The organism is Rhodococcus sp. KBS0724 (genome assembly GCF_005938745.2).
Lineage (GTDB): Bacteria > Actinomycetota > Actinomycetes > Mycobacteriales > Mycobacteriaceae > Rhodococcus_F.
The window spans coordinates 693,679-719,077 of sequence record NZ_VCBX02000001.1 but is presented as its reverse complement, the minus strand read 5'-3'; the positions used below and the strand labels follow the sequence as shown (position 1 = coordinate 719,077).

The window sequence follows — 25,399 nt, the reverse complement described above, 5'->3', positions numbered from 1 at the left end:
CTTGTCGTGATGTTCTTTCTCAATTCGAGGGAGCAACGTCGGGTGCGGCAGGCTGATGCGCAACCGGGCAACCTCTGGGAAAAGTTCCCAGAGCATCAACCTGATACCCGTTGGGGTAACTGCGAATATTGGGCAGATCACGCGCAAATTTCGGCACCGCGCGAGGGGGTAGTATGCGAATGAACCTGCCCCGCAACATAAGTGCAGTCTGCGACAGCATGCGCTCGATCCGGGACGGCTGCGGGTAGCCGAATGCCTCGAGCAGCGGGGCATCCATCAACCCCCAGGAGAAACGCCGAATAACCACAGCAGGGGCAAGGTTGTTCGGCGGAAACGTGCACAGTAGATCCAGGGTGGAGTCCGCAACTGCCCGTCCACCGTCGTCGAACGCGAACTGCTCACGTTCGTAGTCGTCCATCAACTCGGCAAATCTCTCGTACGTCTCGGGGATACCCTTGATCCCCATGAGCTTTCCCATATGTCGGTAATAGTTGGTGGCGCCCGATATTTCGTTGCGCGTGAGCTTCCGCCAGCCGTAACTGTCGATCCATCGAATCGGAGTAACGACAAACGTCGCAAGCACGTACAGCATGTCCGCGTTGGAGATTGTGTACGAGCCGTGCATCTGATTCATACGGCGGATGCCGTCACGGCCTGCCTGACTGGACATTCCATGCTCCAGTACCGCATCCAGAATGAGCCCGGTGTCGTCGTAGCGCTTCTGTACCCGTTCAGTGAATTCACCGGTGTCGTAGAGCAATCGACCGATTGTGGGCACCGCATAGGTGCGAAACAACGCAAAGCTCAACGCCTGATTGATGTCCCACGGAAACTCCTGGGTCGCGAGCACCCGATAGATTTCCTCGTACTGAGTTTCGGGATCCAGACCGTCCGTGCGATCTCTCAGATCGAACCGCTTCATTGACTTCTCCGTGTTCCACGCTCGGCAATCCACTGTGACTGACGCCACCAACTTAACGAACGATAACTACCTTGTCCAGGGCATGCCGAACGAGCGCCTCCAGACGCCCGCTACGACAAGGCCCCGATATGTTTCATGACATCGGGATACCGGCGCAGGTGCGCGCCTCCATTGACGTCGAGAACCTCCCCCGTGGTCCACGACGACGCATCCGAGCCAAGGTAGAGCACAGCTTCTGCAACATCGCGCGGCAATCCGTTACGCCGCAGCGGGGTGTTTTCCGTGAAGTCCGCCTGGATGGCCGGAACACTGGTTAGACCTTCCACCAGCGGAGTCTCCACGAGCCCGGGAGAGACCGCATTCACCCTGATCCCGCGCTCACCGAGTTCGAGCGCAGCGACTTCGGTGAGCATGGCAAGACCCGCCTTCGCGGAGCAGTATCCCGCAAATCCCGCAGCGGCCTGGCGGGCGTTCAGCGACGTGATCGAGACGATCGCGGCGCCGGCTTCCATGACACGGGCGGCGTGCTTGATCACGAAGAACCCTCCGGTCAGGCAGATATCCACTGTGCGCCTCCACGTCTCGGCGTCCAATTCGGTAATGAATCCAGGAAGATTGACACCGGCACAGTTCACTGCGATATCTACCCGACCCCATCGCGCCCGAGTTTCCTCGAACATCGCCCGAACCGATTCCTCGTCGACGACGTCGACCCGGACCGCTTCGGCTCCCCTGCCGAGGTCCGCAGCCCGAGACCGTCCGCTGTCGACGTCGATGTCACCGATCACGACGGTTGCACCTTCAGCTGTCAGTAATTGTGCTGTTGCCCAACCGATACCGGATGCTCCGCCGACAACGACAGCCACTTTTCCCGCAACACGTGTCGACATCAGCGAGGAATGTTCTCGTAGTAGGGGACCACGATTTCGTCCGTGCTCGTGACGTCGCCGAGCATCATCGTCGTAATGGGGTGAACGACGTGTGGGTCTACCTCGACGTTGATACATGCGGGAACCCCGGCAGCGAATGCACGCTTCATCGCATCGGCGATGGATGCAACGTCCTTCACTCGCTCGCCGTATCCACCGAAGGCCTCGGCAACCTTCTCGTATGCGCTGTCCGCGAGCTCCGAGACGACAATTCCTTCGTCCCCGTACACCGCTTCCTGGCCGTGGATCGACATCCCCCACACCGCATTGTTGAATACCACTGTCACAACCGGTATTCCGTGACGGGCCATCGTGTCGAATTCCTGGATGTGGAATCCAGCGGCACCGTCACCGGTGATGAGCACGACCGGTGATTGCGGCCGTGCACGATGTGCACCGATCGCGAAACCCGGCCCGACACCCAGGCATCCGAGGTAACCGAGCCGCAAGACACCACCAATCTGTTCCGTTGTCGTGAAGAATTCACCCCATGACGGCGCCTCGGCACCGTCCATGACAAACGTCGTGTCAGGAGGGCACGCTTCGACGATCGCACGCGCCGCGAAGTACGGATGCGCCTTTCCGGTCCGCGTCTCCTCGTCCGTAAATCCATGACGGTGCGCGTGCTTGGCGCTTGTCGCTGCCTCGACCCAGGAACTCCAGTCGGGCCATTGACGTTGATCAGCAGCATTTTTCAAGGCAATGAGCGCTTCTCGACAGTCGGCGAGTATCGGAACGTCCACGTCCTGCATACGTCCGATTTCGGACGCGTCGATGTCGATCTGTATCAACCGCGCACCGGGGTACAGGCTGGTGCGCCCGCCGGTGAACATTCCGGCGCGGGCCCCGACTACGAGCACCACGTCGGGAGTCGGTTGTCCGATCGCGGGCAATGACCCGATCGCCAACAATCCACCGCCGGCGAGACGATGACTTGCCGGCATCGCTCCATCGGACTTCCCCGGGTAGAACACAGGCACATCCACTGTCTCCGCGAACGCCACCAAGGCTTCACTCGCGCGAGAGAATGTGACACCACCGCCGATCACAATCGCAGGACTGTTCGCGGCGCCGAGCAGATCGAGCGCGGCTTCCACGGCCGAGGCAGTAGGACCTGGCCGCGCGTCCACGGTGTAGTTCACCGGAAATCTCACGGCGTTCTCGTCCGCTTCTCCGAACATCACGTCGATCGGTACTTCGAGCAGTACCGGACCCGGGATTCCCGTCGTAGCCTTACGAATAGCCAGAGCAACGATTTCGGGTACGCGGGCCGGGTCGGTTATGCGGTAGGCCCACTTGGTCACCGGTGTGGCCGCGGCTATCTGATCGAACCCGCCCTGTAGTGGATTCGTCTCGGTCTCGCGCATCGGCGGAGCCCCGACGACAAAGATGGTCGGGGTGCGATCGAGGAGCGCATTGGTCAGCGCGGTGTAGACATTGGTGAAACCCGGGCCGGACGTGACGACGCAAACGCCGTACGTCCCGGTCACCCGCGCATAGGCGTCGGCGGCATGGCCGGCAGTGGCTTCGTGACGGGTGTCGGTAAGCCGAATTCCGTTTCGGCGACAGGCAACGAGGAATGCATCCAGATGCCCTCCATGCAGGGTGAATACCTCGGTAGTACCGGCTTCGGCGAGGGCTCTTGCCAGCAGTTCGCCACCATTGACAGTCATGTGTTGTCCTTCCAGAACTCACGATGCTTGATTAACGATCGCTAAGTGATTTCAGAGTAGCGTGGGTCACAGTGCGACGCCAGAGTGGCATTATGCAAACACATGGCACGAAACTCACCACAGACCGATCGCATTGTCATGCTCGCCGAACTGTTGGCATCCGATCCTGAAACGGGGCGCAGCCTTGCCGACATTGCACGGCACCTGGGAGTCGCGAAAGCAACCTGCTACCCCATGGTCGTCGCATTGACGGAGTCCGGTTGGCTCGTACGTCATCCCGTTCGGAAGACATACCAACTCGGGCCGGCTCTCGTCCCCATCGGCCAGGCCGCCTCTCGCGCAACCGATGTCGTCGACCTCGCCCGAACTGTCATGCACGAACTGGCCGACACGTCACAACTGGCATGCCTGGGATTCATCCGGTCAGGTGCCGATCTGGTTGTCGCAGAAGTTGTTCAACCGATCTCCAAACGCAGCGGAACACTCGGACTACGCATCGGCGACAAGGTATTGATGGCACCACCACTGGGCGCCGGACTGGCAGCTTGGTACGGGCAGGATCAACTCGACGAGTGGTTCATACTTGGCACAGAAGTCCTGAGCGCGGAGACCGAACTGCTGAAGACGGAGTACGAACCGATCCTCGACACCATCCGGGAGCGCGGATTCGCCGTGGAATGCCTTTGGCAACAAGACCGCTCGATCTCCGATGCGGTCGCAGAGCTACGTGGACCTGGGGTCGGTGGACAGAAGGCCGCAATCGCACTGCGAGAAGCACGGCGACTACTGTCCGCGGACGTTGCCGTAGGAACAATCGACCCGAACGCTCACTACCAACTGCTGTCGGTGAACGCGACCGCGTTCGATCAAGACACGTCACCCGCACTCATTCTCTGCCTGGTGGATCCACCGTCGCCGTTGACCGGAGAACGCATTGCCGAACTCGGCACACTCGTGCGTACAGCCGCACAACAGGTCACGACACTGATGCATGGCCGTTCGCCCTGCCCATTGACATCCGAAGACCGCTCAACATAGCTTATATAGCGATCGCTAAGCTATGTTCAGTGCAACAACCGCGACCGAAGAGCAAGGAAGTATCTCGTGGGCATACGAACCAGTGACCAGTACCGAAAGGGCCTCAACGACGACCGTCGGGTCTTCTACCGAGGCAAGAAAATATCCGACGTCTACGCGGAGCCTGAACTGACTCTCGCAGTGGACCACTCGGCACTGTGTTACGACATCGCCGACGACCGACCCGACCTCGCGATCACCGAGGTCGACGGCGAACCGGTCAGCGCGTTCTACGTCGCACCGAACTCCGCCGAGGATCTCGTGCGCCGCGGCGCACTCATCGAAGAAGTATCACGACGCGGCGGCGGAACCATCGTCCTCAAAGAGGTCGGCAGCGACGCATTGTTCGCGCTGCTCCGCGCCACCACCGGCGAAGGACTCGACAACGCCCGCGCCTTCTACCAGCGAGTGTGCGCAGGCGACCTTTCCTTGGCCGTCGCCCAGACCGACGTCAAAGGCGACCGCTCCCTGAGCCCGCGTCAGCAAGCCGACCCGGACCTCTACCTGCACATCGTCGACGAAGACGCCGACTCCATCACCGTGCGCGGTGCCAAATGCCACACCTCGTTCTCCGCGAACGCCGACGAGCTCATCGTGCTGCCCACCCGCGCCATGGGACCCGACGACGCCGACTACGCCGTCTCCTTCGCCATCCCCATCGACACACCGGGCCTCGAGCTCTACGTCTCCCCCTACGCAGCCGGGGAACGCAACTCGTTCGAGTTCCCGATCTCCACGAAACACAAGCTCCTCGAATCGCTCACCGTCTTCAACGACGTACGCGTACCGAAGAACCGGGTCTTCCTCAACCGCCAACCCGAACTGGCCGGCCCCCTCGCATTGGCCTTCGTCGACTACCACCGCTTCACCGCCATCAACTACAAACTGCCCCTGCTCGACATCATGGTCGGCGCGGCATCGCTGATCGCCGAAGCGAACGGCATCAGCAAAGCCGGGCACGTCAAGGGCAAGATCACCGAACTGATCACCTGGAGCGAAACGGTCCGGGGCCTGGCGCAACTGGCCGCCGTTCGGTCCAAGCCCGGTGCACACGGTGTTCAGCAACCCGATCCGCTCGCCGTCAACATGGCGAAATACCACTTCGCCCACGGATTCCACAACGCCGTCGCGATACTGACCGACCTCTCCGGCGGCCTGCTCGCCACCGGCCCCGGCGGCGAAGACTGGGACACCCCCGACATTCGTGCCGTACTCGAAAAGTATTACGCTGCAGCAGTTCCTGCCGAAAAACGCCTGAGGTTGCTCAACTTCATCGCCGACCTCACCGCCCGCGACTACGGCGGATACCAATCTGTACTCGCAACCCACGCAGAAGGCTCACTCGAAGCCGAGAAACTTCAGATCTCACGCTCCTTCGATCCGACGAAGGCACGAGACTACGTCAGCGACCTCGCCGGCATCTCCCACCTCTGACCCCCTCCCCGAGAGAACAGCAAGGAAACTTTCATGATCTCAACAGCATTCACGGAAACGTTCGGTGTTCGTCATCCCATCGTCCAGGGTGGCATGCAGTGGGTAGGACGAGCGGAACTCGTTGCTGCCGTCGCCAATGCCGGTGCACTCGGCTTCATCACCGCATTGACGCAACCGACACCCGCGGACCTGGCCAACGAAATCGCCCGCTGCCGCGACCTCACCGATCAGCCGTTCGGTGTCAACCTCACGATCCTGCCGTCCATCACACCGCCTCCGTACGACGAGTACCGCCAGGTGATCGTCGACTCGGGAATCAAGATCGTCGAGACTGCCGGATCCAACCCCGGACCGCACCTGCCGATGTTCCACGACGCCGGAATCAAGGTGCTGCACAAGTGCACCACTGTCCGTCACGCGGTCAAGGCTCAGGATCTCGGCGTTGACGGCATCAGCATCGACGGCTTCGAATGCGCCGGCCACCCCGGCGAGGATGATGTCGCCGGACTGGTCCTGATTCCCGCAGCGGCAGAGAAGATTTCGATTCCCATGATCGCGTCCGGCGGATTCGCCGACGCCCGCGGACTCGTCGCCGCCCTGGCTCTCGGCGCCGACGGCATCAACATGGGTACACGCTTCATGTGCACCGCGGAATCGCCGATTCACCAGAACATCAAGGAAGCCATCGTCGCCGCCGACGAAACCCAGACCGAACTCATCTTCCGGCCACTGCGCAACACCGCTCGCGTCGCAAGCAACACGGTCAGCCGTGAGGTTGTCGACATCCTCTCACGCGGCGGACAATTCGAGGACGTCCGCGAACTCGTTGCCGGCGCTCGCGGACGCACCGTCTACGAGAAGGGTGACCCCGACGCCGGTATCTGGACCGTCGGAACCTCGCAGGGACTCATCCACGACATCCCCACCGTCGACGAACTGGTGCAGCGCATGGTCTCCGAAGCCGAAGACATCATCGGTGCGCGACTGCGCTCGATGACCGAACGCGTTTCCGTCTAGGACAGGAGAGTAAATTCATGCGTCGCACGCTCTTCACCGAAGATCACGAAGCCTATCGAGAATCCGTACGCGAGTTCATCGCCCGTGAGGTGACCCCGCACTACGACGACTGGGAAGAAAATCGTCTCGTAGACCGATCGGCCTGGCTTGCCGCCGGCAAGACGGGCATCATCGGTCTCGCCGTACCCGAACAGTACGGCGGGTCAGGAGAACTCGACTTCCGATACCGCTACATCGTTGCCGAGGAAATCGCCCGCAGCGCCACCACGTCGTTCGGCGCCGGACTCGGACTCCATGACGACATCGTCATCCCGTACATCGCCGATCTCGGCACCGACGAGCAGAAGCAGCGCTGGCTTCCGGGAATGGCTGCCGGAGAGATCATCTGCGCCATTGCGATGACCGAGCCGGGAACCGGTAGCGATCTACAGGGCATCAAGACCACCGCCGTTCGCGACGGAGACGACTGGATCTTGAACGGCCAGAAGACATTCATCACCAGTGGCATCCATGCCGACATCGTGATCGTCGCTGCCCGAACAGACCCCAGCGCCGGATCGCGCGGCTTCAGTCTCCTGGTCGTAGAACGCGGAATGGAAGGATTCACCCGCGGTCGCAAGCTCCACAAAGTGGGTCTTGCAGCCCAGGACACAGCCGAGTTGTCCTTCGACAACGTCCGGGTTCCGGCCGGCAACCTTCTCGGCACCGAGGGCGGCGGCCTCATCCACTTGATGGAACGACTTCCCCGCGAGCGACTCTCGATTGCCGTCAGCGCAATCTGCGTCGCACGGGCAGCCTACGAATGGACCAAGGCATACGCCTTCGAGCGCAGTGCATTCGGAAAGCCCATAGGCGACTTCCAGAACACACGTTTTGTGCTCGCCGAAATGCTCACCGAAATCGACGTGACACAGGCATACGTCGACAATGCAGTCCTGGCGATCAACGACGGCGAGCTGTCCGCCGTCGAAGCGGCACAGGCAAAATGGTGGGCAAGCGAACTGCAGAAGCGTGTCGTGGACCGTTGTGTGCAACTGCACGGCGGGTACGGCTACATGATGGAATACCCGATCGGGCGAGCCTACGTCGACAGCCGAATTCAGACGATCTACGGCGGAACCACCGAAATCATGAAAGAGATCATCGGTCGGGACATCGCCAAGAGCTGACAGGCAATAACAAAATCGAGAACGTCGGACCCACAACACAACTGGTGCGGGTCCGACGTTCACTCAGCGGACAATCCTGCCCCGTCGATACTCATGGCCGCCCCACACACCGGTCTGCGCAGTATCGACCGCATACGCACCACACGCGGCAGTGATGGGGCACCGGGCGCAGACCTCGGCCGCGTAGTCGACCGCCTCACTCGGGTCAGGGAACCACCGGTCCGGGTACCGATCGCCGCGGCAGGCGGCGACGGCCCAGTCTGCGGTGTCCTCCGAGTTGGGTAGCAGGTCAGCCAAGGTCATCATCATCGTGGAAGTCATCGACGTCATGGGATATGCCTCCTTCCAATACGATTCAGAGACTATGGGCCAGATCGCGCCAGATCGTGTGCTGGCGTTTGTGATCGATACGAGGTGCTCGGGGGACCCACAGAAGCGGCATGCCTGACTCTTCCGGAGTCTGATCGGACTTGGCGTTGTTGCAGGTCAGGCAGCACGCGACGAGATTCGACCAGTTGTTGCTTCCGCCTCGACTCCGCGGGTAGACGTGATCGACGGTAGTCGCCCCCGCGCCGTCGCAATACGCGCACCGGTAGTGATCGCGCGCCAGAACGCCGGCGAAGCTCGCTCGGGTGTCGTCGTCGATTGTCGGACGCGGTGGCGTGTGCACGTACTCGAGCAGTTGAATGGTCCGCGGCAGCGGGATCGCCACGTACTGGGAGCGCACCACGAACCGCGGAGTGTGCTCGACCAGAGTCATCGCGAGCTGTTCGGCAAGCAACACGACCGCGCGAGCGGCGGGTACGAGGTCGAAGTCTTCGTAGGTGACGTTGAGGACCCTCACTCGGGTGTTCATCCAGGTACGGGCGGTGATAGCGGTGGGTGGGTGACGCATGGCAATCGACAACCTTGTTCTCTCGCAGCCGGAGTGGCGGTTCTCGAGGTGTGATCGTCCGGTGGTGGCCGAGGTCGGCCGTGAGGTCACCCGTCGAATGAGCGAGTGTCGGGACGCGCACGCCCCGAGCGATGGGGCTTCAGTAGACGCGAAATCCGGCGATCGTGCCGGACTTTTCCGCGAGCCGGTCCACATGATGGATCATCGACTGCGACTTGCGCTGTGAATACAAGCTGGGGTGCATCCGAGGGTCCTTCCATATTGTGGGTGACGGCTACAGGTTGCCCAGTGTGCCACGTCAGGGCGCAGATGTATTGCGAATATTCGCGGACGGCAGCCCACGCGTCGACGCTCAGCTCAACTGCCCTACCGGCCGAACACGGCTGCACGCTTACCTTGGAACGCCGCAACACCTTCGGCGAAATCGGCGCTGGCGAGTAGCGAGATCTGTCCCGCTCGCTCACGCTCGAAGGCTGAGTCAAGTTCCGTCAGAGTGGCGTCGTTGATGGCGTCCTTCGTCTGCTGGAAGGCCTTACCCGGACCACTACCCAGACGCTGAAGCAGCACCGCAAGATCGTCGTCGAATGTGTCGTCCGGGAAGACCTGCGAGATCAAGCCGCTGTCGAGAGCGTCTCGTGCGGGCAACTTTTCTGCAAGAAGTGCCATACGCATGGCCCGGGCACGACCGATCGACGCCGCGACCAGAGCGGTTGCACCGCCGTCAGGCATCAAGCCCACCTTGGTGAAGGCGAGCAAGAAGTAGCTCGACTCCGCAGCAACAGTCAGATCACACGCCAAAGCCAGTGAAACACCCACTCCTGCAGCGGGACCTCGCACCGCCGCGATCACGGGGGCGGGAAACGACCGGATGGCGCGGGCCACATCGTTTGCCGCATCGATGGTGTCCGCGGATGGCGGGCCGGACAACACCGCATCCGCCAGATCAGCTCCGGTGCAGAACGCCCTGCCAGCCCCTTCGAGCACTGCCACACGTACCGGGCCGCCGTGCGCATGATCGTCGAAGGCAGCGACGATATCCCGCAGCGACTCCGTGGTCAGCGCATTCATCCGGTGAGGTCTGTTGATCACAACGCGGAGCACGCCGTTCTCGAGCGTCGAGTAGACATCGGGGCGAGGTGTGGTCATGTCAGATCCTTGTCATTGCGGTCATTGTGGGAAGAGCCTTGCCGAAGTAGGTGATTCACTGATATTCATATCTTAGCGAACGATAAGTAACAAGGAGACGTGGACCATGTCCGACCTACTCGACATCACTACCCCGACACCGGGCGTGGTCATGCTCACGCTCACTCGGCCCGATCGACTCAACACGCTCAACGTCCACCTTGTCGCCGCTTTGACCGCAGCGCTGGATGACATCGCGTCGGACAAATCGTGCCGCGTCGTCATCATCACCGGCGCCGGGCGAGCGTTCTGTGCCGGGCTGGATCTCAACGGGTACGGAGACCCCGAACGCGAGGCGGAAGAAGGCCGCCCCCTCGCGACCTTCGGAAGACAACAGGACATCGCTCACCTGACCGAACGAATCAACTCCCTCCCCCAACCCGTGATCGCCGCGGTGAACGGGCCGGCCGCAGGTGGCGGACTTGCACTCGTCTGCGCGAGTGATATCCGAATCGCCGCGCCCGAGGCAGTGTTTGCGGTCTCGTTCATCACCGCCGGGTACTCGGCGTGCGACATCGGAGTCTCCTGGCTGCTGCCACGCATTGTCGGCGCAGGCAATGCACACGAACTGATGCTGACCGGTCGTCGATTCGACGCCTCACACGCACGGTCCATCGGGCTGATCTCCCAAATCGTGGACTCGGGAAACCTTCTGGCCGAGGCACTTCGGATCGCCGGTGAGATCCTGAACAATCCACCGGTCTCGGTCGAGATGACAAAGAAGGGCATGTGGCTGGCGCTGGAGACCCCGACTCTGCACGCGACAATCGAGTTCGAGAACCGCCAGCAGGTCATTACCGCCCTCACCGAGGATGCGGCAGAGGCAACCACAGCATTTCTCGAGAAGCGGACTCCGACCTACCGGCGGCGCTGACGATCTGGAGTATCCGACTTCAGGACCCCAGCCAGTCCCGCGTCACAGCGGCAGTGTCCACACCGGGTTTAGGTGCACCTGCGGGCTGAGTCGTTACTGTCCGAGAAAATCGCGGCGCCGGTGCCGACTGGACGATTCCGTCGGCTTCGACCAGAGTTCCACGGTGCGCCAGGTGCGGATGAGTTGCAGCTTCCGCCGGACTCAAAACCGGTGCAACGCATGCATCGGTCGATTCGAAGAGCGTCGCCCACTCGTCACGGGTACGAGTGAGAAATGCTTCCGTGAATCGCTCGCGCAGTTCCGGCCAGCCGCCCTGATCCATCTGTTCTGGCAGTGACTCGGGATCGAATCCCAGACCGCCCAGTAGCTCCCGGTAAAACTGCGGCTCGAGTGCACCGACAGCAACGAACTTGTCGTCCGAGCAACGATACGTGTCGTAGAACGGAGTCGATCCGTCCAGCAGATTGGTTGCGCGAGAATCACTCCACTGCCCGCTGCCGCGCAGCGACCAGACCATCTGTGCCAGTACCGATGTTCCGTCGACGATGGCTGCGTCGATCACCTGGCCTTTACCCGACTTCTCGCGCTCGTACAGCGCGGAAACGATTCCCAGGATCAGGAACATCGAGCCACCACCGAAGTCGCCCACGAGATTCAACGGGACCACGGGCTTCTCGGCCGGCCCGATTGTATGGAGGACACCGGTCAACGCAAGATAGGTGATGTCGTGTCCCGCGCGCTGAGCAAGTGGGCCGTCCTGACCCCACCCTGTCATGCGGGCGTACACCAGGCGGTCGTTGATCTCCAGGCAGTCGGCCGGCCCGAACCCCAGCCGTTCCGTGACGCCGGGACGGAAACCTTCTACCAACACATCGGTTTTCGCAACAAGCGCTCTGACGAGTTCGCGCCCGGCCTCGGTCTTGAGATCAGCCTCGATCGAGCGGCGACCGCGCAACAATTGGTCCTGATCCTTCGGCGAGATTTCCAGTCCGCCAGACGGCCGTTCGATGCGCACGACGTCGGCTCCGAGATCCGCCAGCATCATCGCAGCGTGCGGTCCCGGTCCGAGGCCGGCAAACTCCAGTACACGCACCCCATGCAATGGGCCGCTCATCGAGTGACAGCCTCGTCCGAAGGGCGCGTGTCCGAATAACGGTCGCGTAGTTTGCCTTTGACAAGTTTTCCGGTAGGAGTCCGCGGAAGATCGGTACTGAATACAAGTCGCTTCGGCAGCTTGTACTTCGCAATCTGCCCACGCAGATGATCAAGAAGTTCGTCGCGAAGCGCATCACCGGCTTCCACACCGGGAACAGGCTCCACCACCGCCATCACGATCTCACCCATCTCGTCGTCCGGAACACCGATCACCGCCGCATCCAACACCGACGGATGCTCGATCAACGCATTCTCGATTTCCTGCGGATAAATGTTCACCCCACCGGAAATGATCATGAACGACTTACGATCCGTCAGAAACAGATACCCGTCCTCGTCGACGTACCCGACATCACCCGTCGTCGTCCACGTCGGATGCGCGCGATGCTGCGCCTCACGAGTCTTTTCGGGGGCATTGTGATAATTGAACGGCAACACATCACGTTCGAAGTACAACGTACCCACTTCTCCCGCAGGCAGATCCTCACCGTTCTCACCGCAAATATGCAGAACACCCAAGGCTGCCCGGCCCACCGTTCCCGGCTTACGCAACCACTCGTCCGAATGAACGATGGTCATACCGTTCAACTCCGTCGACGAGTAGTACTCGTCCAGAATCGGGCCCCACCACTCGATCATCCGACGCTTCACGTCAACCGGACACGGCGCCGCAGCATGCACCGCCAGTCGCAACGACGAAATATCGTAACGATCCCGCGTCTCCTGCGGAAGTTTGAGCATGCGAACGAACATCGTCGGAACCCACTGGCTGTAGGTGACCCGATATTTCTCGATGTACTCGAGCGCCTTCTCCTCGTTGAACCGATCCATCACCACTACGGTTCCACCCAACGCCTGCACCGACGCACAAGTACGAAGCGGCGCAGCGTGATACAGCGGAGCAGGTGAGAGATACACGTCGGAGTCGGTAACGCCCCACGCACTCTGGTTCATCACAGTCATCTGATCACCGGCATCCTGAATCTGCCGGTCCGGCAACACTGGCTTGATCCCCTTGGGCCTACCCGTGGTTCCCGACGAGTACAGCATGTCCGCGCCACGCGGCTGATCCGGCAACGGCACGTCGGACTCCAACGCCGCCGCCGTGTCGAGCGAGGCATACCCGTCGAGCTCACCACCGAAGGACAACCGAATCACCTCCGCCGGAATGAGATCGGCCAGTGCCGCCGCCAATTCCGGCAGTGCCGAATCGACGATGACCACCTTCGCGTCACAATCCTCGACAATGTACGCCCCCTCGGGAGCAGTCAAATGCCAGTTCACCATCGTGAGATAGACGCCTGATCGCATCGCAGCCCAGTAGATGTCGAAAACCTGAACATTGTTGGTCGCGAGCACCGCCAGATTATCGCCGCGCCGCAAACCCAACTCGTACAGAACACGCGCGATACGAATCGAATTCGCTTCCAACTCCGCAAACGTCACCACCGCACCGGTCTCCGCGACAATGACAGCAGCTTTGTCCGGGGTTGTTGTGGCATAGGCTCCGGGGTACATGGGTTCACTCCAAGGTTTCGTTCACGAAAGATAGATGGATCCAGCTCATTCGAAGGACAGAGCCACTTTTCCGATAGCAGAGCGGTCTTTCAGGGATGTCACAGCATCCACTGCACGTTCTGACGGATACAGAGTCGGTTCGGGCACTCTCAGCACACCGGACTCGAGCAAAGGGTAAAGCACATTCCATTGGCGTGCAAGGTATCCGGAATCGGTTCGCAGATACTCACCCCAGCCGGCACCCATCACCGAAATATTGTTCAGCAGAAGTCGATTGACCTTGACAGTCGGTATCTCACCACCGGTGAAACCCAGGACGATCAGACGGCCGTTGGGGGCCAGACTGCGCAAGCTGTCCGTGAAACGCTCACCACCGACGGGGTCGAGAATGATGTCGACGCCGCGACCGTTCGTAATCTCCCGAACGCGATCCTTCCAGCCGTCGACGAGAACGACATGCGATGCTCCCGACTCGGCAGCCAGTGCGGCCTTCTCCGACGTGCTCACCACCGCAATGGTTTCGAGCCCGAGCGCGGCGGCAACATGCAGTGCGGCAATACCGACACCACCTGCCGCGCCGTGAATCAGCACCGTCTCACCAGTGCGATACCGAGCTCGTTCGTCCAGTGCAAAATGCACCGTCAGGTAGTTGACGAGAAATCCGGATCCCGCTGTGAGAGAGACAGAATCAGGGAGCGGGAAGACCGAGGACGGCGGCACGACTACAGTACGCTGCCAGGATCCGTCCGCCGTGGACAACACGGCGACACGATCACCCGGAGCCAGATCCGACCCGGCCGGCGCACTACGAACCACTCCCGCGCCTTCCAGCCCGAGAACACACGGCAACTCACGCGCCATCTGATAACTGCCGGTGGTTTGAAGTAGGTCCGGAAAACACACTCCGGCGGCATGCAGATCGACCGTTACCCGCGTCGGGTCGGCCGGTTCGGCGATATCCACCAAACGCAGACCTTCGGGTCCGATCAGCTCGGCTAGCTGGACTGCGTGCATTCGCGCTCCTCCTGGTGAACCGGTTGCATTCGTTGACTGCTCAGGTGCGCCCGTGGTAACAGTTTAACGAGCGCTAGGTAAGACTTTACGACGAGAGGCAGTCCATGGCAATCACGCCGGAGCACGAGACATCCGAAGCGGCAGCACTGTACGAGATTCGTGGGCAGGTTGCGATCATCACCCTGAATCGACCACGAGCACTGAACGCGGTGAACGCAGCCCTGTCGACTGCGGTCGGCACCTTGCTCGAACAGGCCGAGGCCGACGCCGACGTGCGCGTCGTCGTTCTCACCGGTTCCGGCCGAGCGTTCTGCGCCGGCGCAGACCTCAAAGCTCTGTCGGCGGGCGAAAGCACCGACGCAGACGGACACCCGGAATGGGGTTTCGCCGGCTACGTGCAGCATTGGATCAGCAAGCCGACCATTGCTGCGGTCAACGGATTTGCTCTGGGCGGCGGCACCGAACTGGTGCTCGCCAGCGACCTTGCGGTTGTCGACGAGAACGCGCAACTCGGACTCCCCGAAGTCAAGCGCGGACTGTTCGCCGCTGCCGGCGGAGTGATTCGTCTGCAGCAACAAGTCCCGCGGAAGGTGGCGCTCGAAATCGCGCTGACCGGTGAACCGATCACCGCAGCTCAAGGCAAAGAACTCGGCCTGGTCAACCGCGTGGCACCGGCCGGAACGGCCCTGGACATCGCGCTCGAACTGGCGGAGCAGATTTCGGCAAACGCGCCGCTGTCGGTGCGGGAGTCGAAGTCGATGATTCATCGCACCGCAACGGCATCGGATTGGGAGCCTGATGTGTGGGCAGCCAACGCCGACGCTATGAAGGTGGTCTTCACCAGCGCCGACGCCCAGGAAGGGCCCTTGGCCTTTGCCCAGAAGCGACCGGCGGTGTGGACCGGCCGCTGAGCCGGATCCTTTGCGCCACCGGAACCCTCGGTTCCGGTGGCGGGTAAGGATTTCCGTCACCACTGCGGTCGCGGGAGATGCTCCGAGAACAAGTCCGGCATCGCGTCGCTGCACCGATCCGGAAAATTCGCGTCGCGCTTTTCGAGAAAGGCGCTGATGCCCTCCCGAACGTCCTCCTGCGCCCCTCTGGAATTGATTCCGAGACTCTCGATCCGATGGGCGACCATGGGATGTGGGGCGCCAAGCAGCCGCCAGACGATCTGACGCGAGAGCGCAACGGAAACCGGAGCACTGTGTCGAGTAAGGCTGCGCGCGAGACTAATTGCCTCAGCATGTAGATCCTCGGCGGGATAGAGCTGATAGACCAATCCTGCGGCGTGCGCCTCGGTGGCCGGGAAGATCCGTCCGGAGTAAATCCAGTCGAGAGCCCGCTGCAGCGGGACCAATTTCGGCAGCAACCACGAGGAACACGATTCCGGAACAAGACCACGTCGATTGAAGACAAACCCCATCCGGGCGTCGTCAGCCGCCAGTCGGAAATCCGCAGCGAGAGTCATGGTGATGCCGACTCCGACCGCAGGCCCGTTGATCGCCGCGATAATCGGCTTGAGCGAATCGAACATCCGCAGAACAACACGACCACCGCCGTCTCGCCGTTCGCCGCCGCCGTTCTGCTCGACGCCGTTCTGCTCCGCGCTCCAGTCGGTAAAGGTGTCCGGCCCGGAGGACAGATCCGCGCCCGCACAGAACGCTCGTCCTGCTCCGGTCAGAATCACGGCACGCACAGAGTCGTCCGCGTCGGTGATGTCGAACGCCTCGATCAGCTCGTTTTCCATGATCGTGGTGAAAGCGTTGAGCTTGTCCGGTCGATCAAGAGTGATGACAGCGATGCCGTCGTCCACGGTCAGCGATATGTGCTGCACAAGCAATTCTCCTCTTATTAACGAACGATAAGCTCACGAAATTTGAATTTTCACTGTTCACGGCTCAGATTTGCTGCCCGTCGAACCTCGTGATCGTTCGGCTACTACGCTGTGTCCGGATACCGAAAGACGCGCAGAACGAGAGGGCATCGAAAAATGAGCGTGGCAAAAACTGCCGCAGTCCGGCAGCTCATTCTCGATTCTGCCGTCCGAAACATGAACGAACGCGGCTATCACGGCACATCCATGCGCGACATCGCCGCCGGCGCCGATCTGACAGTCGCATCCATCTACCACCACTTCAAATCCAAGCAGGAAATCCTGCAGGAAATAATGCTCCAGGCACTGCGCGATGCGCACGGCATGACGCGTGGCGCACTGCTGCGTTCGGGTGGAGAGCCGAAAGACCAACTGCAAGCACTGGTTCGCGCGTGGGTCATGTTTCACACGACGCGGCGCGAAGACGCACTTGTCGGAGCAACCGAACTGCGTAGCCTCGACGAGTCTGGGCACCGCTTGGTTGTCGCACTGCGCGACGAGCAGGAAAACATCTTCCGGGACGTCATCGAGCGCGGGGTGGAAGAAGGCGCCTTCCGCACCGAATATCCACGAGACGCCGTTCGCGCCATTATCAACATGGGGCAACAGGTCTGTGTGTGGTGGCGTGCCGACGGCCCGCTGAGCGCGCAGGACCTTGCGGATCGCTACTGCACTTTGGCCACCGCGATGGTCGAACCGGCCTGACCAGCGCGAACAATCCTGCCTCTGCGCGCGTTTCACCGGAATCCACACCTCCGCCACCTGTGAGACCTGCGTCACGAAAGGCTCATCTTGTCAGGCGAACAATCGTTTGGCAAGTGGTTTCCTCACCCTCACCCCGTGTGCATGTTCGCAGTAAGTGCAGCGTTTATCCATGGTTGACAATTGGCAATCGTTCAGTTGATGATAATCCGCAGCCGAACGATCGTTCGGCTGCGTTTCAACTGGAAGGAGCGTGCATCGAATGTCCGCTGCCTCATCGACCTCCGACGCAGGCCGCCTCGTCTCCGGACTCGACCTCGACGCACTCTCCACGTACCTGTCGACGCATCTCGAAGATGGGATCGACGGCCAGCTCGCGGCTTCGCTCATCAGCGGTGGGCGATCCAACCCCACCTACCGCGTCGACGACGGCTCGAACACCTGGGTACTACGCCGTCCCCCATTCGGGCACGTTCTACCGAGCGCTCACGACATGGTCCGGGAATTCACCGTCATCGATGCTCTCGCGTCCACGTCAGTTCCGGTACCGGAGGCAGTTCTCCTCTGCCAGGACGAAAACGTACTCGGCGCGCCGTTCTACCTCATGGAACTGATCGACGGCAATTCCATCGGCACCCCGGAATCTGCCGCCGCATTGCTTCCCGCCGATCGAGAACGCGCCGGCCTCGCCTTTGCCGATACCCTCGCAGACCTCCACTCGGTGGATCCGAATTCAGTGGGCCTCAACGATTTCGGAAGAACCGACGGATACCTCGAGCGACAACTGGGTAGATGGTCGAGGCAATGGGACGCTTCTCGGACCACCGACCGCCCCGAAGTCGCGGTACTCCTCGACAAGCTTCGCCGGGCCGTTCCCACCACGTGCCTGCCGGGGATCGTTCACGGCGACGTCAAACTCGACAACGTTCTCTACTCCCGTTCCGACCCCGGCAAGATCGTTGCCGTCCTCGACTGGGAGATGGCAACGCTCGGAGACACACTCGCCGACGTCGGCATCATGCTCAGCTTCTGGGACCAGCCCGGAACCGTCGACAACCCGATCACTCGCGGACTCGCTCGGTTGGACGGATTCCCCAGCCGCGCTGCGCTACTCGAACGATATGCCGAACGTCGAGGCACCGATCTCCCGGATATCGACTGGTACACGGTGTTCGCCGACTTCAAGATTGCCGTCATCCTCGAAGGCATCAACGCCAGGCACGCGCAGGGTGACACTGTCGGCGAAGGATTCGACGACGTCGCCGACATGGTCGGCCCGCTTCTACAGCGTGCACTCGACCTGACCTGCACCTCCTCTGTTCACGAACTGCGTCGCTGACCTTCTTGCGCGACGCGTCCCCAGATTGGAACCACCGACGTGGATTTCGAATACAGCCCGAAAGTCAAAGAGCTGCAGCAAAAGTTGACAGCTTTCATGCAAGAGCACGTCCTGCCCGCCGAAGCTGTTGCAGCACGGCAACTGGCGGCCGACCCCAGCCACTGGGGCGCGCCACCGGTCATGGCCGAACTCAAGGCCACGGCCAAGGAGTCAGGCCTGTGGAATCTCTTCCTTCCGGCCCGCGAGGGCGCCGGTTTGAGTAACCTCGAATACGCGCCATTGGCGGAATTGACGGGGTGGAGTCCGTTGATCGGTCCCGAAGCCGTCAACTGCAATCCCCCGGACACCGGGAACATGGAACTGCTCCATCTCTACGGCACCGAGCAACAGAAAGCCGAGTGGCTGACTCCACTTCTCAACGGCGATTTCCGATCGTGCTTCTCGATGACCGAACCCGAGGTCGCAAGTTCCGACGCGAACAACGTGTGTCTCGACATCGCAGAGGACGGCGACGAGTGGGTCCTGACGGGACGCAAATGGTGGTCCACCGCCGCTCTGCGCGGAGATTGCAAGGTTGCCATGGTCATGGGCGTCACCGACCCCGATGCTCCGATCGGTAGCCGCCACAGCATCGTATTGGTTCCCATGGACACCCCAGGCCTTGACATCGTCCGTTCCACAACGGTTCTCGGCTTCGACGATCGACACGAGGGCGGACACGGCGAAATTGTGTTCGACGGTGTTCGAATGCCCAAGGAAAACCTCCTCGGCCCCCGCGGCCGGGGTTTTGCAGTCGCTCAGGCGCGCTTGGGTCCAGGACGCATTCATCACTGCATGCGTTTGATCGGCATGGCAGAGCGCGCAATCGCATTGCTGACCGAACGAGCAAGGACCAGAGTCGCTTTCGGGTCCCCACTCGCCGATCTCGGAGTTGTGCAGGCCAACCTTGCGGATTCCAGGATCAAGCTGGACGCCGCCCGACTGCTCGTTCTGCGTGCCGCGTGGCGGATGGACGTCGAAGGGAACAAGGCTGCGCGCCATGACATTGCAGCAGCCAAGGTTCTGGTTCCGCTGACAGTCAAGGACATCATCGACAACGCCATTCAGGTGTTCGGCGGCGCCGGCCTGTCGCAGGACACCATCCTTCCCGTCCTGTACGCGCAGGCACGCTTCCTGCAGATCGCGGACGGCCCCGACGAGGTTCACCGTCGCTCACTCGCTCGCGCCGAATTCGCCGCAACTCCAGTCCTCAACGAACCCAAATGAACGATCCCACAGAGAGTGAATCGTGATGACCAACAACACCGAATCCGTGGTGCAGCGCAAGGGTAGGTCTCGGCGCGCGTCCTTCGCAGCCGCTATCTCCACGTCGCTGGAGTGGTACGACTTCTTCATCTACGCGACTGCTGCGGCACTCGTGTTCAACTCGACGTTCTTCGCCACCGACAGCGAGGTGGTTGCGGCAATGAGTTCGTTTGCCACCGTCGCAGTCGGCTTCATCGCCCGTCCCATCGGCGGCGTCCTCGCCGGACATTTCGGTGACCGCTACGGCCGCAAGCCGGTATTGGTGGCCGCGGTTGTCCTGATGGCTATCGCCACGTCACTGGTCGGCTTCGTCCCCAACACCAATGTGATCTGGCTGGCCCCGGCCATTCTGGTCACTCTGCGAATCTGCCAGGGCTTGGCCGTTGGCGCGCAGTGGGGCGGTGCGGTGCTGCTGGCAACCGAGAACGCCCCGGCCGACCGCCGCGGACTGTTCGGAAGCTTTGCGCAACTGGGTGTTCCGATCGGCGTTGTACTCGGAAATATCGTATTCCTCATTCTCACAGCTACTCTCGCCGCGGATTCGTTCCTCGCCTGGGGCTGGCGCATCCCGTTCTGGATCAGTTTGGTGATGCTCCCGGTCGCCTTCCTCATTCACCGCTATCTCGAGGAGACACCTGAATTCAAGGCCATTGCCGAGAAGCTCGCAGAATCACCGGTTGTCCGCAAGTCCCCCATTCTCGAGGTCCTCAAGAAGAACCCGGGCACGGTTCTCGCCGCGGCAGGCGCCAATGCCATCGGTGTGATCTTCTTCTACACGATGATCACCGGCTCGGTACAGTTCGCGACGACGTATCTGGATATTCCCCGATCAACGGTACTGACGTACATCCTGATTGCCTGCGCCATACAGATTCCTCTGGTTCCGCTGGCCGGTTACCTCTCCGATCTGTACGGCCGCAAGCTCGTCTTCGGTCTCGGTACCGCTGCGATGATGCTGTGGGGCATCCCGATGTGGCTGATGATCGCCGGTTCCAGTCCGGACACGATCTGGCCGTTCGCGGTAGCCGTGATTATCGGCGTCGTCGCGATGTCGCTCCAAACCGGCACTCAGGGAACACTCTTCGCAGAACTGTTCCCGCCGGAGATCCGATTCTCGGGAGCGTCGCTCGGCTATCAGATCTCCGCCATCCTCGGCGGTTTTGCTCCGATGATCATGGTGATGCTCATCAACGGCAATCCGGACAATGCCTGGAAGGTCGGTTCATTCCTTGCCGCTGCCGGAGCGATCGGACTGATCTGCCTCTACGTCATCGTTCGTCGATACTCGGGAACATCAACGCCCGCGTCGACCGCAACGCGAACGGATGCGCAGTACGCGTCCTGATCGACAGCAGCTTGCGTGCCTCGCGCTCGCGCGCTTGAAGGTGGGTGAGCGGTTCTTGATACCGCTCACCCACTTTGTCTCTGTGACCGGTGCGCGTCGTGGATGTCGGAGCGTAACGATAAGGTCGTGTCGAGTGTCGGCGCACAGTCCCGACCAGATAATCCAGGTTCGAGGAGTGTGTCGGTCAAAGTGGCAGTGGAATCTTCGGTGCTGCTGAAGTGGTACGCCGATACGGCCCGTGATCTTCCGTGGCGACGCGACGGGGTCAGTGCCTGGCAGATCCTGATGAGCGAAATCATGCTCCAGCAGACGCCAGTGGTTCGCGTTGCCCCGATCTGGGAGGAGTGGGTCAGGCGCTGGCCGGTTCCGTCGGCAATGGCGGCGTCGAGCCAAGCCGAGGTGCTGCGGGCGTGGGGCAAGCTCGGTTACCCACGACGCGCGCTGCGCCTGCACGAGTGCGCCGGCGTCCTTGCTACCGAACACGGCGATGTAGTCCCGAACGACGTCGATACTTTGCTGTCGCTGCCGGGTATCGGCTCCTACACTGCGCGCGCTGTGGCCTGCTTTGCCTACGGTCAGCGAGTTCCCGTCGTCGACACCAACGTTCGCCGCGTTGTTGCTCGCGCCGTGCACGGAAACGCAGAGCCGGGCAATCCGTCCAACACGCGCGATCTTGCGGACGTCGCCGCACTGTTGCCCCGAACGCGCGCCCGTGCGGCAACCTACAGTGCTGCGCTCATGGAACTCGGCGCTGTGATCTGCACAGCGCGTACGCCCAACTGCGACAGCTGCCCGTTGCCCAACTGTGCTTGGGTCACCTCCGGAAAGCCTGCGCATACCGGTCCGCCGAAGAAGGTGCAGAAATTCGCCGGCACTGATCGCCAGGTCCGCGGCAAGTTGATGGCCGTACTCCGAGACAGTCACCACCCCGTCGAACGTGCGCGGCTCGATATCGTCTGGCTCACCGACCCAGGTCAACGCGACCGCGCACTGCATTCACTGCTGGTCGACGGGTTGGTGGAACAAACCGACGACGGCCTCTTTGCGCTGGCCGGCGAGGGCAACCGCTGACGGCAGGCTGGACGCTCACTCGCAGCGACAGTGCCGGCGAATCTCGAGCTATGGTCCTACGTCCTCCCACTCTCGCACAAAATCCCATGTCGAGGCCGAATTATCGGTGTGCTGTTCGCATCCTCCAACGGTAGTTCTGTCCGAATTGCCCTAATTCGGGCATCAATGCTCCGCACCAGTTACTATTTCGGAAGCGCGCGGAGAATTGGACATTCTGCCCAATCTTCCCGTGCCTGTCGGTCCGAAGATTGCAAGTACGAACACAGCGGGGATTGAGACACACGGATGTTGGGGCGGGAGGGGGACTCAATTGTCATTGTCGACGGCGGCGATCACTCTGCCATCACCACATCGCTCCCCCGCCAAGCACTCTTTGCGAAGTTGGATCGCCGAACCCCACTGACAATCGTGCGCGCCCCGCGCGGATACGGTAAATCCGATCTCCTGACATCCTGGCGCGACGCTTCCGACACCTCGGACCACGACCTCGTGTGGGTACCCCCGCCCCAGCGCAGTTCGAGCGCCGCGGAATACCTCAACACCATCCTCCATCAGTGCACGAAGTCCGGCATTGTTGCCCCAGGCGTGTCCGGCGATCCGTTCGCCGACCTTGTCGAGGCATTCTCCGCCGCCACCAATCCAGTTCTCCTGGTATTGATTCGGCCGGATCTCATTTCGAACCCCAACCTCGAAGAACAACTTGTCGAACTGGTGACCCGCTGCCACCAGTTGGACATTGTCGTGACGTTGTCGGGACTCTCCCTGTTCGCCGAACCCTACTTCCTCGAAATAGATCACGAATTGATCCGCGCCGAGGACCTACTCTTCAGTTCGGTCGACACCGCCAACCTTCTGACGCTCTCCGCGGCGAACCCTTTTCCCGGCGACGCCCACAAGATCACCACTATGACCGGGGGCCTACCCGCTCTCGTACGCTCCGCAATCAAGGTCGTCAAAGCGCTTCCCGCACAGAATGATCGAGAGCAACTCCTCGAACGGAACCTGCAAATCGCGATCGACGACTACACCCGGCGCGCGATCCTCGACAACACGGACATCGCCGACCACCGCGACTTCCTCGTCTCCTGCTCGACTGCACGAACCATTGATGTGAGCACGGCAGCGCACCTTTTCACACCGCGCGAACCCCACGATCGAATTCGTGAACGCCTACTGGCATTGGAGTCGGCCGGGATACTCTCGCGCACCGAGACCGGAACCGACGGAACCTGGGAACTCCCATCGGCAGTTCGCTTGTCACTGATGGCAACTCAGCCACAGCTCGGACTTGATTCGACACGGCAATTGTCATCACTGGCGCACTTTCGGCTCGATTCCGGCCACCACGCGTCGGCGTTGAAGTACGCTACCGAGGGTTGCGATTGGGACCTTGCCATCAGCATTATCGAAAATCATTGGATTGCAATGCTTTCCGAAAGTTTCGACACCGTACGACGCTCATTGCAACAGATCCCGGCCGCAGCGGCGAAGAAGAGTTCGGTCGCATTGGCCGGGCGTGATCTGTTCACAATGCATCCGGGCGAGAACCCCAAGCCCATCACCTCACTGCCCCGCTCTGCCGAAGAACTTCGAGTGATCGGAGCAAGCCGGGACGCACGAGACGTGCTCAATGTCGGCTGCGTTCACTCGATCATGTTGCGCGTCGCCGGAAACTACGGCCCGGCAGCCGAGACGACCCGTCGCCTGGCCCAGATCAGCCGACGCGCTCTCGAGATCAACCCCGACGACGTCAGCCCGCAACTTCCGGTGATGCGTGTGCAATGGGGAATCACGTTTCAACTGAGCGGACAGTTCGCAGAATCCACCACCGAGATGCGCATGGCGTACTGGGGCGGTGAATCACAGGGCATCGACTTCATCGCCCGCAACGCAGCGGGAGGTGTGGCAATGAACTGGGCGATCGTCGGGGAACCTACTCTGTCCGAGGGATGGTCCCGGCTCGAGCGCAAGCACCCGAATACATTTGGGTGGCTCCACTCGATGGTGCGAACGCCAGGCCTGATCGCCCGCGCGTTGACTGCACTCTGCACCCTCGACCTCGACGACGCACATGAGGCCGTCGCAGCCCTCGGAGAACCCAACGCCACCGAGGAACTGTGGGCGTTTGTTCTCTACACGCACTGCCAGTACGCACTCGCCTGCCGGGAAGAAGCAACGGCTATCGCATTGCTGCGCACGGCAATTTCCGACAACCCCACAAAGTTGAAACCTGGTTCGTTTGCGCTACCGTTGTTGCGCTCCACAAAAATCGATCTCGCCCTCGCACTCGGGGACGGAAACTTGGCAATGGCGCTGTCCTCGGATATCACCGAACCAGCCGCCAACCCCTGGACACTGGTTTCCGTCGCTCGCCTGTATCAGCGGGCTGGTCAGAACGAATCCGCTATCGCACTGTGCCACCAATTCGATTGGGCGGCACAGTCGTACCCACGTCCACAGATGGAAGCCCTCCTGATTCAAGCCGTCGCGCATTCTCGGGGGGACGAGCCGCGCCGCGCCGCCGAAGCCTGGTCCAATGCGTGCAGCATCGCCGACCAGACCGGAAATCTGCGATCGTTCTCGACCATCTCGCTGCGCGATGTCGAACATCTCGAATCCCTCGCGGGCACCGGATCGAGCGCGCTCGCGCGATTCCTGAAACTTGCTCCAGGCGAGACGTTTCCGAACGAATTGAACCTGGTCACCCTGACCGAGCGAGAAAGACAGGTTCTTGATCTGATCGCATCCAACGCCAGTGTGACCGAGATGGCACACGCACTCTTCATCTCCGTCAACACGGTCAAAACGCAGGTACGCACGCTGTACAGAAAACTCGAGGTCCACAATCGACGCGAAGCACTCGCGCGTGCACGGGAGCTACGTCTACTCTGATCCGCCTGCT

Annotated in this window: 23 protein-coding genes; 13 read left to right on the top strand and 10 right to left on the bottom strand. The window is 61.3% G+C overall.

Annotated elements, in window-relative coordinates:
- Positions 1 to 19: 19 nt before the first annotated feature.
- From FFI94_RS03315 to FFI94_RS03305, 3 genes are all read right to left on the bottom strand, one after another.
- Entirely contained in the window at positions 20 to 922 is a 903-nt protein-coding gene (locus tag FFI94_RS03315) for an oxygenase MpaB family protein (RefSeq protein ID WP_138871735.1), read from the bottom strand.
- A 110-nt stretch (positions 923 to 1,032) separates the two neighbouring features.
- Positions 1,033 to 1,812 (bottom strand): SDR family oxidoreductase, encoded by a 780-nt coding sequence (locus FFI94_RS03310; RefSeq protein WP_138871734.1) that lies wholly within the window; start codon positions 1,810 to 1,812, stop codon positions 1,033 to 1,035.
- On the bottom strand, positions 1,812 to 3,524 hold the full coding sequence (locus tag FFI94_RS03305) for a thiamine pyrophosphate-binding protein (protein WP_138871733.1): 1,713 nt from the start codon (positions 3,522 to 3,524) through the stop codon (positions 1,812 to 1,814). The genes FFI94_RS03310 and FFI94_RS03305 overlap by 1 nt, the downstream gene beginning before the upstream one ends.
- A gap of 102 nt (positions 3,525 to 3,626) precedes the next feature.
- On the opposite strand from FFI94_RS03305, the gene FFI94_RS03300 reads away from it, so the two are divergent.
- From FFI94_RS03300 to FFI94_RS03285, 4 genes are all read left to right on the top strand, one after another.
- The gene (locus tag FFI94_RS03300) at positions 3,627 to 4,562 is read left to right on the top strand and encodes an IclR family transcriptional regulator (protein ID WP_138871732.1); all 936 of its coding nucleotides are present in this window, start codon (positions 3,627 to 3,629) and stop codon (positions 4,560 to 4,562) included.
- A gap of 66 nt (positions 4,563 to 4,628) precedes the next feature.
- Positions 4,629 to 6,035, top strand: coding sequence for a 4-hydroxyphenylacetate 3-hydroxylase N-terminal domain-containing protein (locus tag FFI94_RS03295; RefSeq protein ID WP_138871731.1), 1,407 nt, complete (start codon positions 4,629 to 4,631; stop codon positions 6,033 to 6,035).
- Positions 6,036 to 6,068: 33 nt separating this feature from the next.
- Positions 6,069 to 7,052 carry a nitronate monooxygenase family protein gene (locus FFI94_RS03290; RefSeq protein WP_138871730.1) on the top strand — a complete coding sequence of 328 codons (984 nt, stop codon included), beginning with the start codon at positions 6,069 to 6,071 and terminating at the stop codon, positions 7,050 to 7,052.
- 17 nt (positions 7,053 to 7,069) lie between these two features.
- Positions 7,070 to 8,221, top strand: coding sequence for an acyl-CoA dehydrogenase family protein (locus FFI94_RS03285; protein ID WP_138871729.1), 1,152 nt, complete (start codon positions 7,070 to 7,072; stop codon positions 8,219 to 8,221).
- A gap of 63 nt (positions 8,222 to 8,284) precedes the next feature.
- Here FFI94_RS03285 and FFI94_RS03280 read toward each other — a convergent pair whose 3' ends face one another.
- Both FFI94_RS03280 and FFI94_RS03275 read right to left on the bottom strand, forming a co-directional pair.
- Complete coding sequence (locus FFI94_RS03280; RefSeq protein WP_185993374.1) at positions 8,285 to 8,542, bottom strand: WhiB family transcriptional regulator; 258 nt, start codon at positions 8,540 to 8,542, stop codon at positions 8,285 to 8,287.
- 34 nt (positions 8,543 to 8,576) lie between these two features.
- Positions 8,577 to 9,116 (bottom strand): HNH endonuclease, encoded by a 540-nt coding sequence (locus FFI94_RS03275; protein WP_138871728.1) that lies wholly within the window; start codon positions 9,114 to 9,116, stop codon positions 8,577 to 8,579.
- Here FFI94_RS03275 and FFI94_RS03270 point away from each other — a divergent pair.
- A complete protein-coding gene (locus FFI94_RS03270; protein ID WP_138871727.1) occupies positions 9,115 to 9,342 on the top strand; it encodes a hypothetical protein in 228 nt (75 codons plus the stop codon). The genes FFI94_RS03275 and FFI94_RS03270 overlap by 2 nt on opposite strands.
- Positions 9,343 to 9,482: 140 nt before the next feature.
- Here FFI94_RS03270 and FFI94_RS03265 read toward each other — a convergent pair whose 3' ends face one another.
- Entirely contained in the window at positions 9,483 to 10,262 is a 780-nt protein-coding gene (locus FFI94_RS03265) for an enoyl-CoA hydratase (protein WP_138871726.1), read from the bottom strand.
- 106 nt (positions 10,263 to 10,368) lie between these two features.
- On the opposite strand from FFI94_RS03265, the gene FFI94_RS03260 reads away from it, so the two are divergent.
- Entirely contained in the window at positions 10,369 to 11,175 is an 807-nt protein-coding gene (locus FFI94_RS03260) for an enoyl-CoA hydratase/isomerase family protein (protein WP_138871725.1), read from the top strand.
- A gap of 19 nt (positions 11,176 to 11,194) precedes the next feature.
- Here FFI94_RS03260 and FFI94_RS03255 read toward each other — a convergent pair whose 3' ends face one another.
- The 3 genes from FFI94_RS03255 to FFI94_RS03245 are packed head-to-tail and all read right to left on the bottom strand — an operon-like array spanning position 11,195 to position 14,862.
- Positions 11,195 to 12,289: a CaiB/BaiF CoA-transferase family protein gene (locus FFI94_RS03255; protein WP_138871724.1), complete on the bottom strand. Its 1,095-nt coding sequence runs from the start codon at positions 12,287 to 12,289 to the stop codon at positions 11,195 to 11,197.
- Complete coding sequence (locus tag FFI94_RS03250; protein ID WP_138871723.1) at positions 12,286 to 13,848, bottom strand: acyl-CoA synthetase; 1,563 nt, start codon at positions 13,846 to 13,848, stop codon at positions 12,286 to 12,288. The genes FFI94_RS03255 and FFI94_RS03250 overlap by 4 nt, the downstream gene beginning before the upstream one ends.
- A 45-nt stretch (positions 13,849 to 13,893) precedes the next feature.
- Positions 13,894 to 14,862, bottom strand: a complete 969-nt coding sequence (locus FFI94_RS03245) for an NADPH:quinone oxidoreductase family protein (protein ID WP_138871722.1) — start codon at positions 14,860 to 14,862, stop codon at positions 13,894 to 13,896.
- Between the two features lie 104 nt (positions 14,863 to 14,966).
- Here FFI94_RS03245 and FFI94_RS03240 point away from each other — a divergent pair, with 104 nt between their 5' ends.
- Positions 14,967 to 15,773, top strand: coding sequence for a crotonase/enoyl-CoA hydratase family protein (locus FFI94_RS03240; RefSeq protein ID WP_138871721.1), 807 nt, complete (start codon positions 14,967 to 14,969; stop codon positions 15,771 to 15,773).
- Positions 15,774 to 15,829: 56 nt separating this feature from the next.
- Here FFI94_RS03240 and FFI94_RS03235 read toward each other — a convergent pair whose 3' ends face one another.
- A complete protein-coding gene (locus tag FFI94_RS03235; protein WP_138871720.1) occupies positions 15,830 to 16,696 on the bottom strand; it encodes a crotonase/enoyl-CoA hydratase family protein in 867 nt (288 codons plus the stop codon).
- 156 nt (positions 16,697 to 16,852) lie between these two features.
- On the opposite strand from FFI94_RS03235, the gene FFI94_RS03230 reads away from it, so the two are divergent.
- From FFI94_RS03230 to FFI94_RS03205, 6 genes are all read left to right on the top strand, one after another.
- Positions 16,853 to 17,440: a TetR/AcrR family transcriptional regulator gene (locus tag FFI94_RS03230; protein ID WP_138871719.1), complete on the top strand. Its 588-nt coding sequence runs from the start codon at positions 16,853 to 16,855 to the stop codon at positions 17,438 to 17,440.
- A 259-nt stretch (positions 17,441 to 17,699) separates the two neighbouring features.
- Complete coding sequence (locus tag FFI94_RS03225; RefSeq protein ID WP_138871718.1) at positions 17,700 to 18,776, top strand: phosphotransferase family protein; 1,077 nt, start codon at positions 17,700 to 17,702, stop codon at positions 18,774 to 18,776.
- Positions 18,777 to 18,815: 39 nt separating this feature from the next.
- Positions 18,816 to 20,042 carry an acyl-CoA dehydrogenase family protein gene (locus tag FFI94_RS03220; protein ID WP_138871717.1) on the top strand — a complete coding sequence of 409 codons (1,227 nt, stop codon included), beginning with the start codon at positions 18,816 to 18,818 and terminating at the stop codon, positions 20,040 to 20,042.
- Positions 20,043 to 20,067: 25 nt separating this feature from the next.
- On the top strand, positions 20,068 to 21,426 hold the full coding sequence (locus tag FFI94_RS03215) for an MFS transporter (RefSeq protein ID WP_138871716.1): 1,359 nt from the start codon (positions 20,068 to 20,070) through the stop codon (positions 21,424 to 21,426).
- Between the two features lie 189 nt (positions 21,427 to 21,615).
- Positions 21,616 to 22,497, top strand: a complete 882-nt coding sequence (locus tag FFI94_RS03210) for an A/G-specific adenine glycosylase (RefSeq protein ID WP_138873578.1) — start codon at positions 21,616 to 21,618, stop codon at positions 22,495 to 22,497.
- A gap of 285 nt (positions 22,498 to 22,782) precedes the next feature.
- Entirely contained in the window at positions 22,783 to 25,389 is a 2,607-nt protein-coding gene (locus FFI94_RS03205) for a LuxR C-terminal-related transcriptional regulator (protein WP_138871715.1), read from the top strand.
- Positions 25,390 to 25,399: the final 10 nt, after the last annotated feature.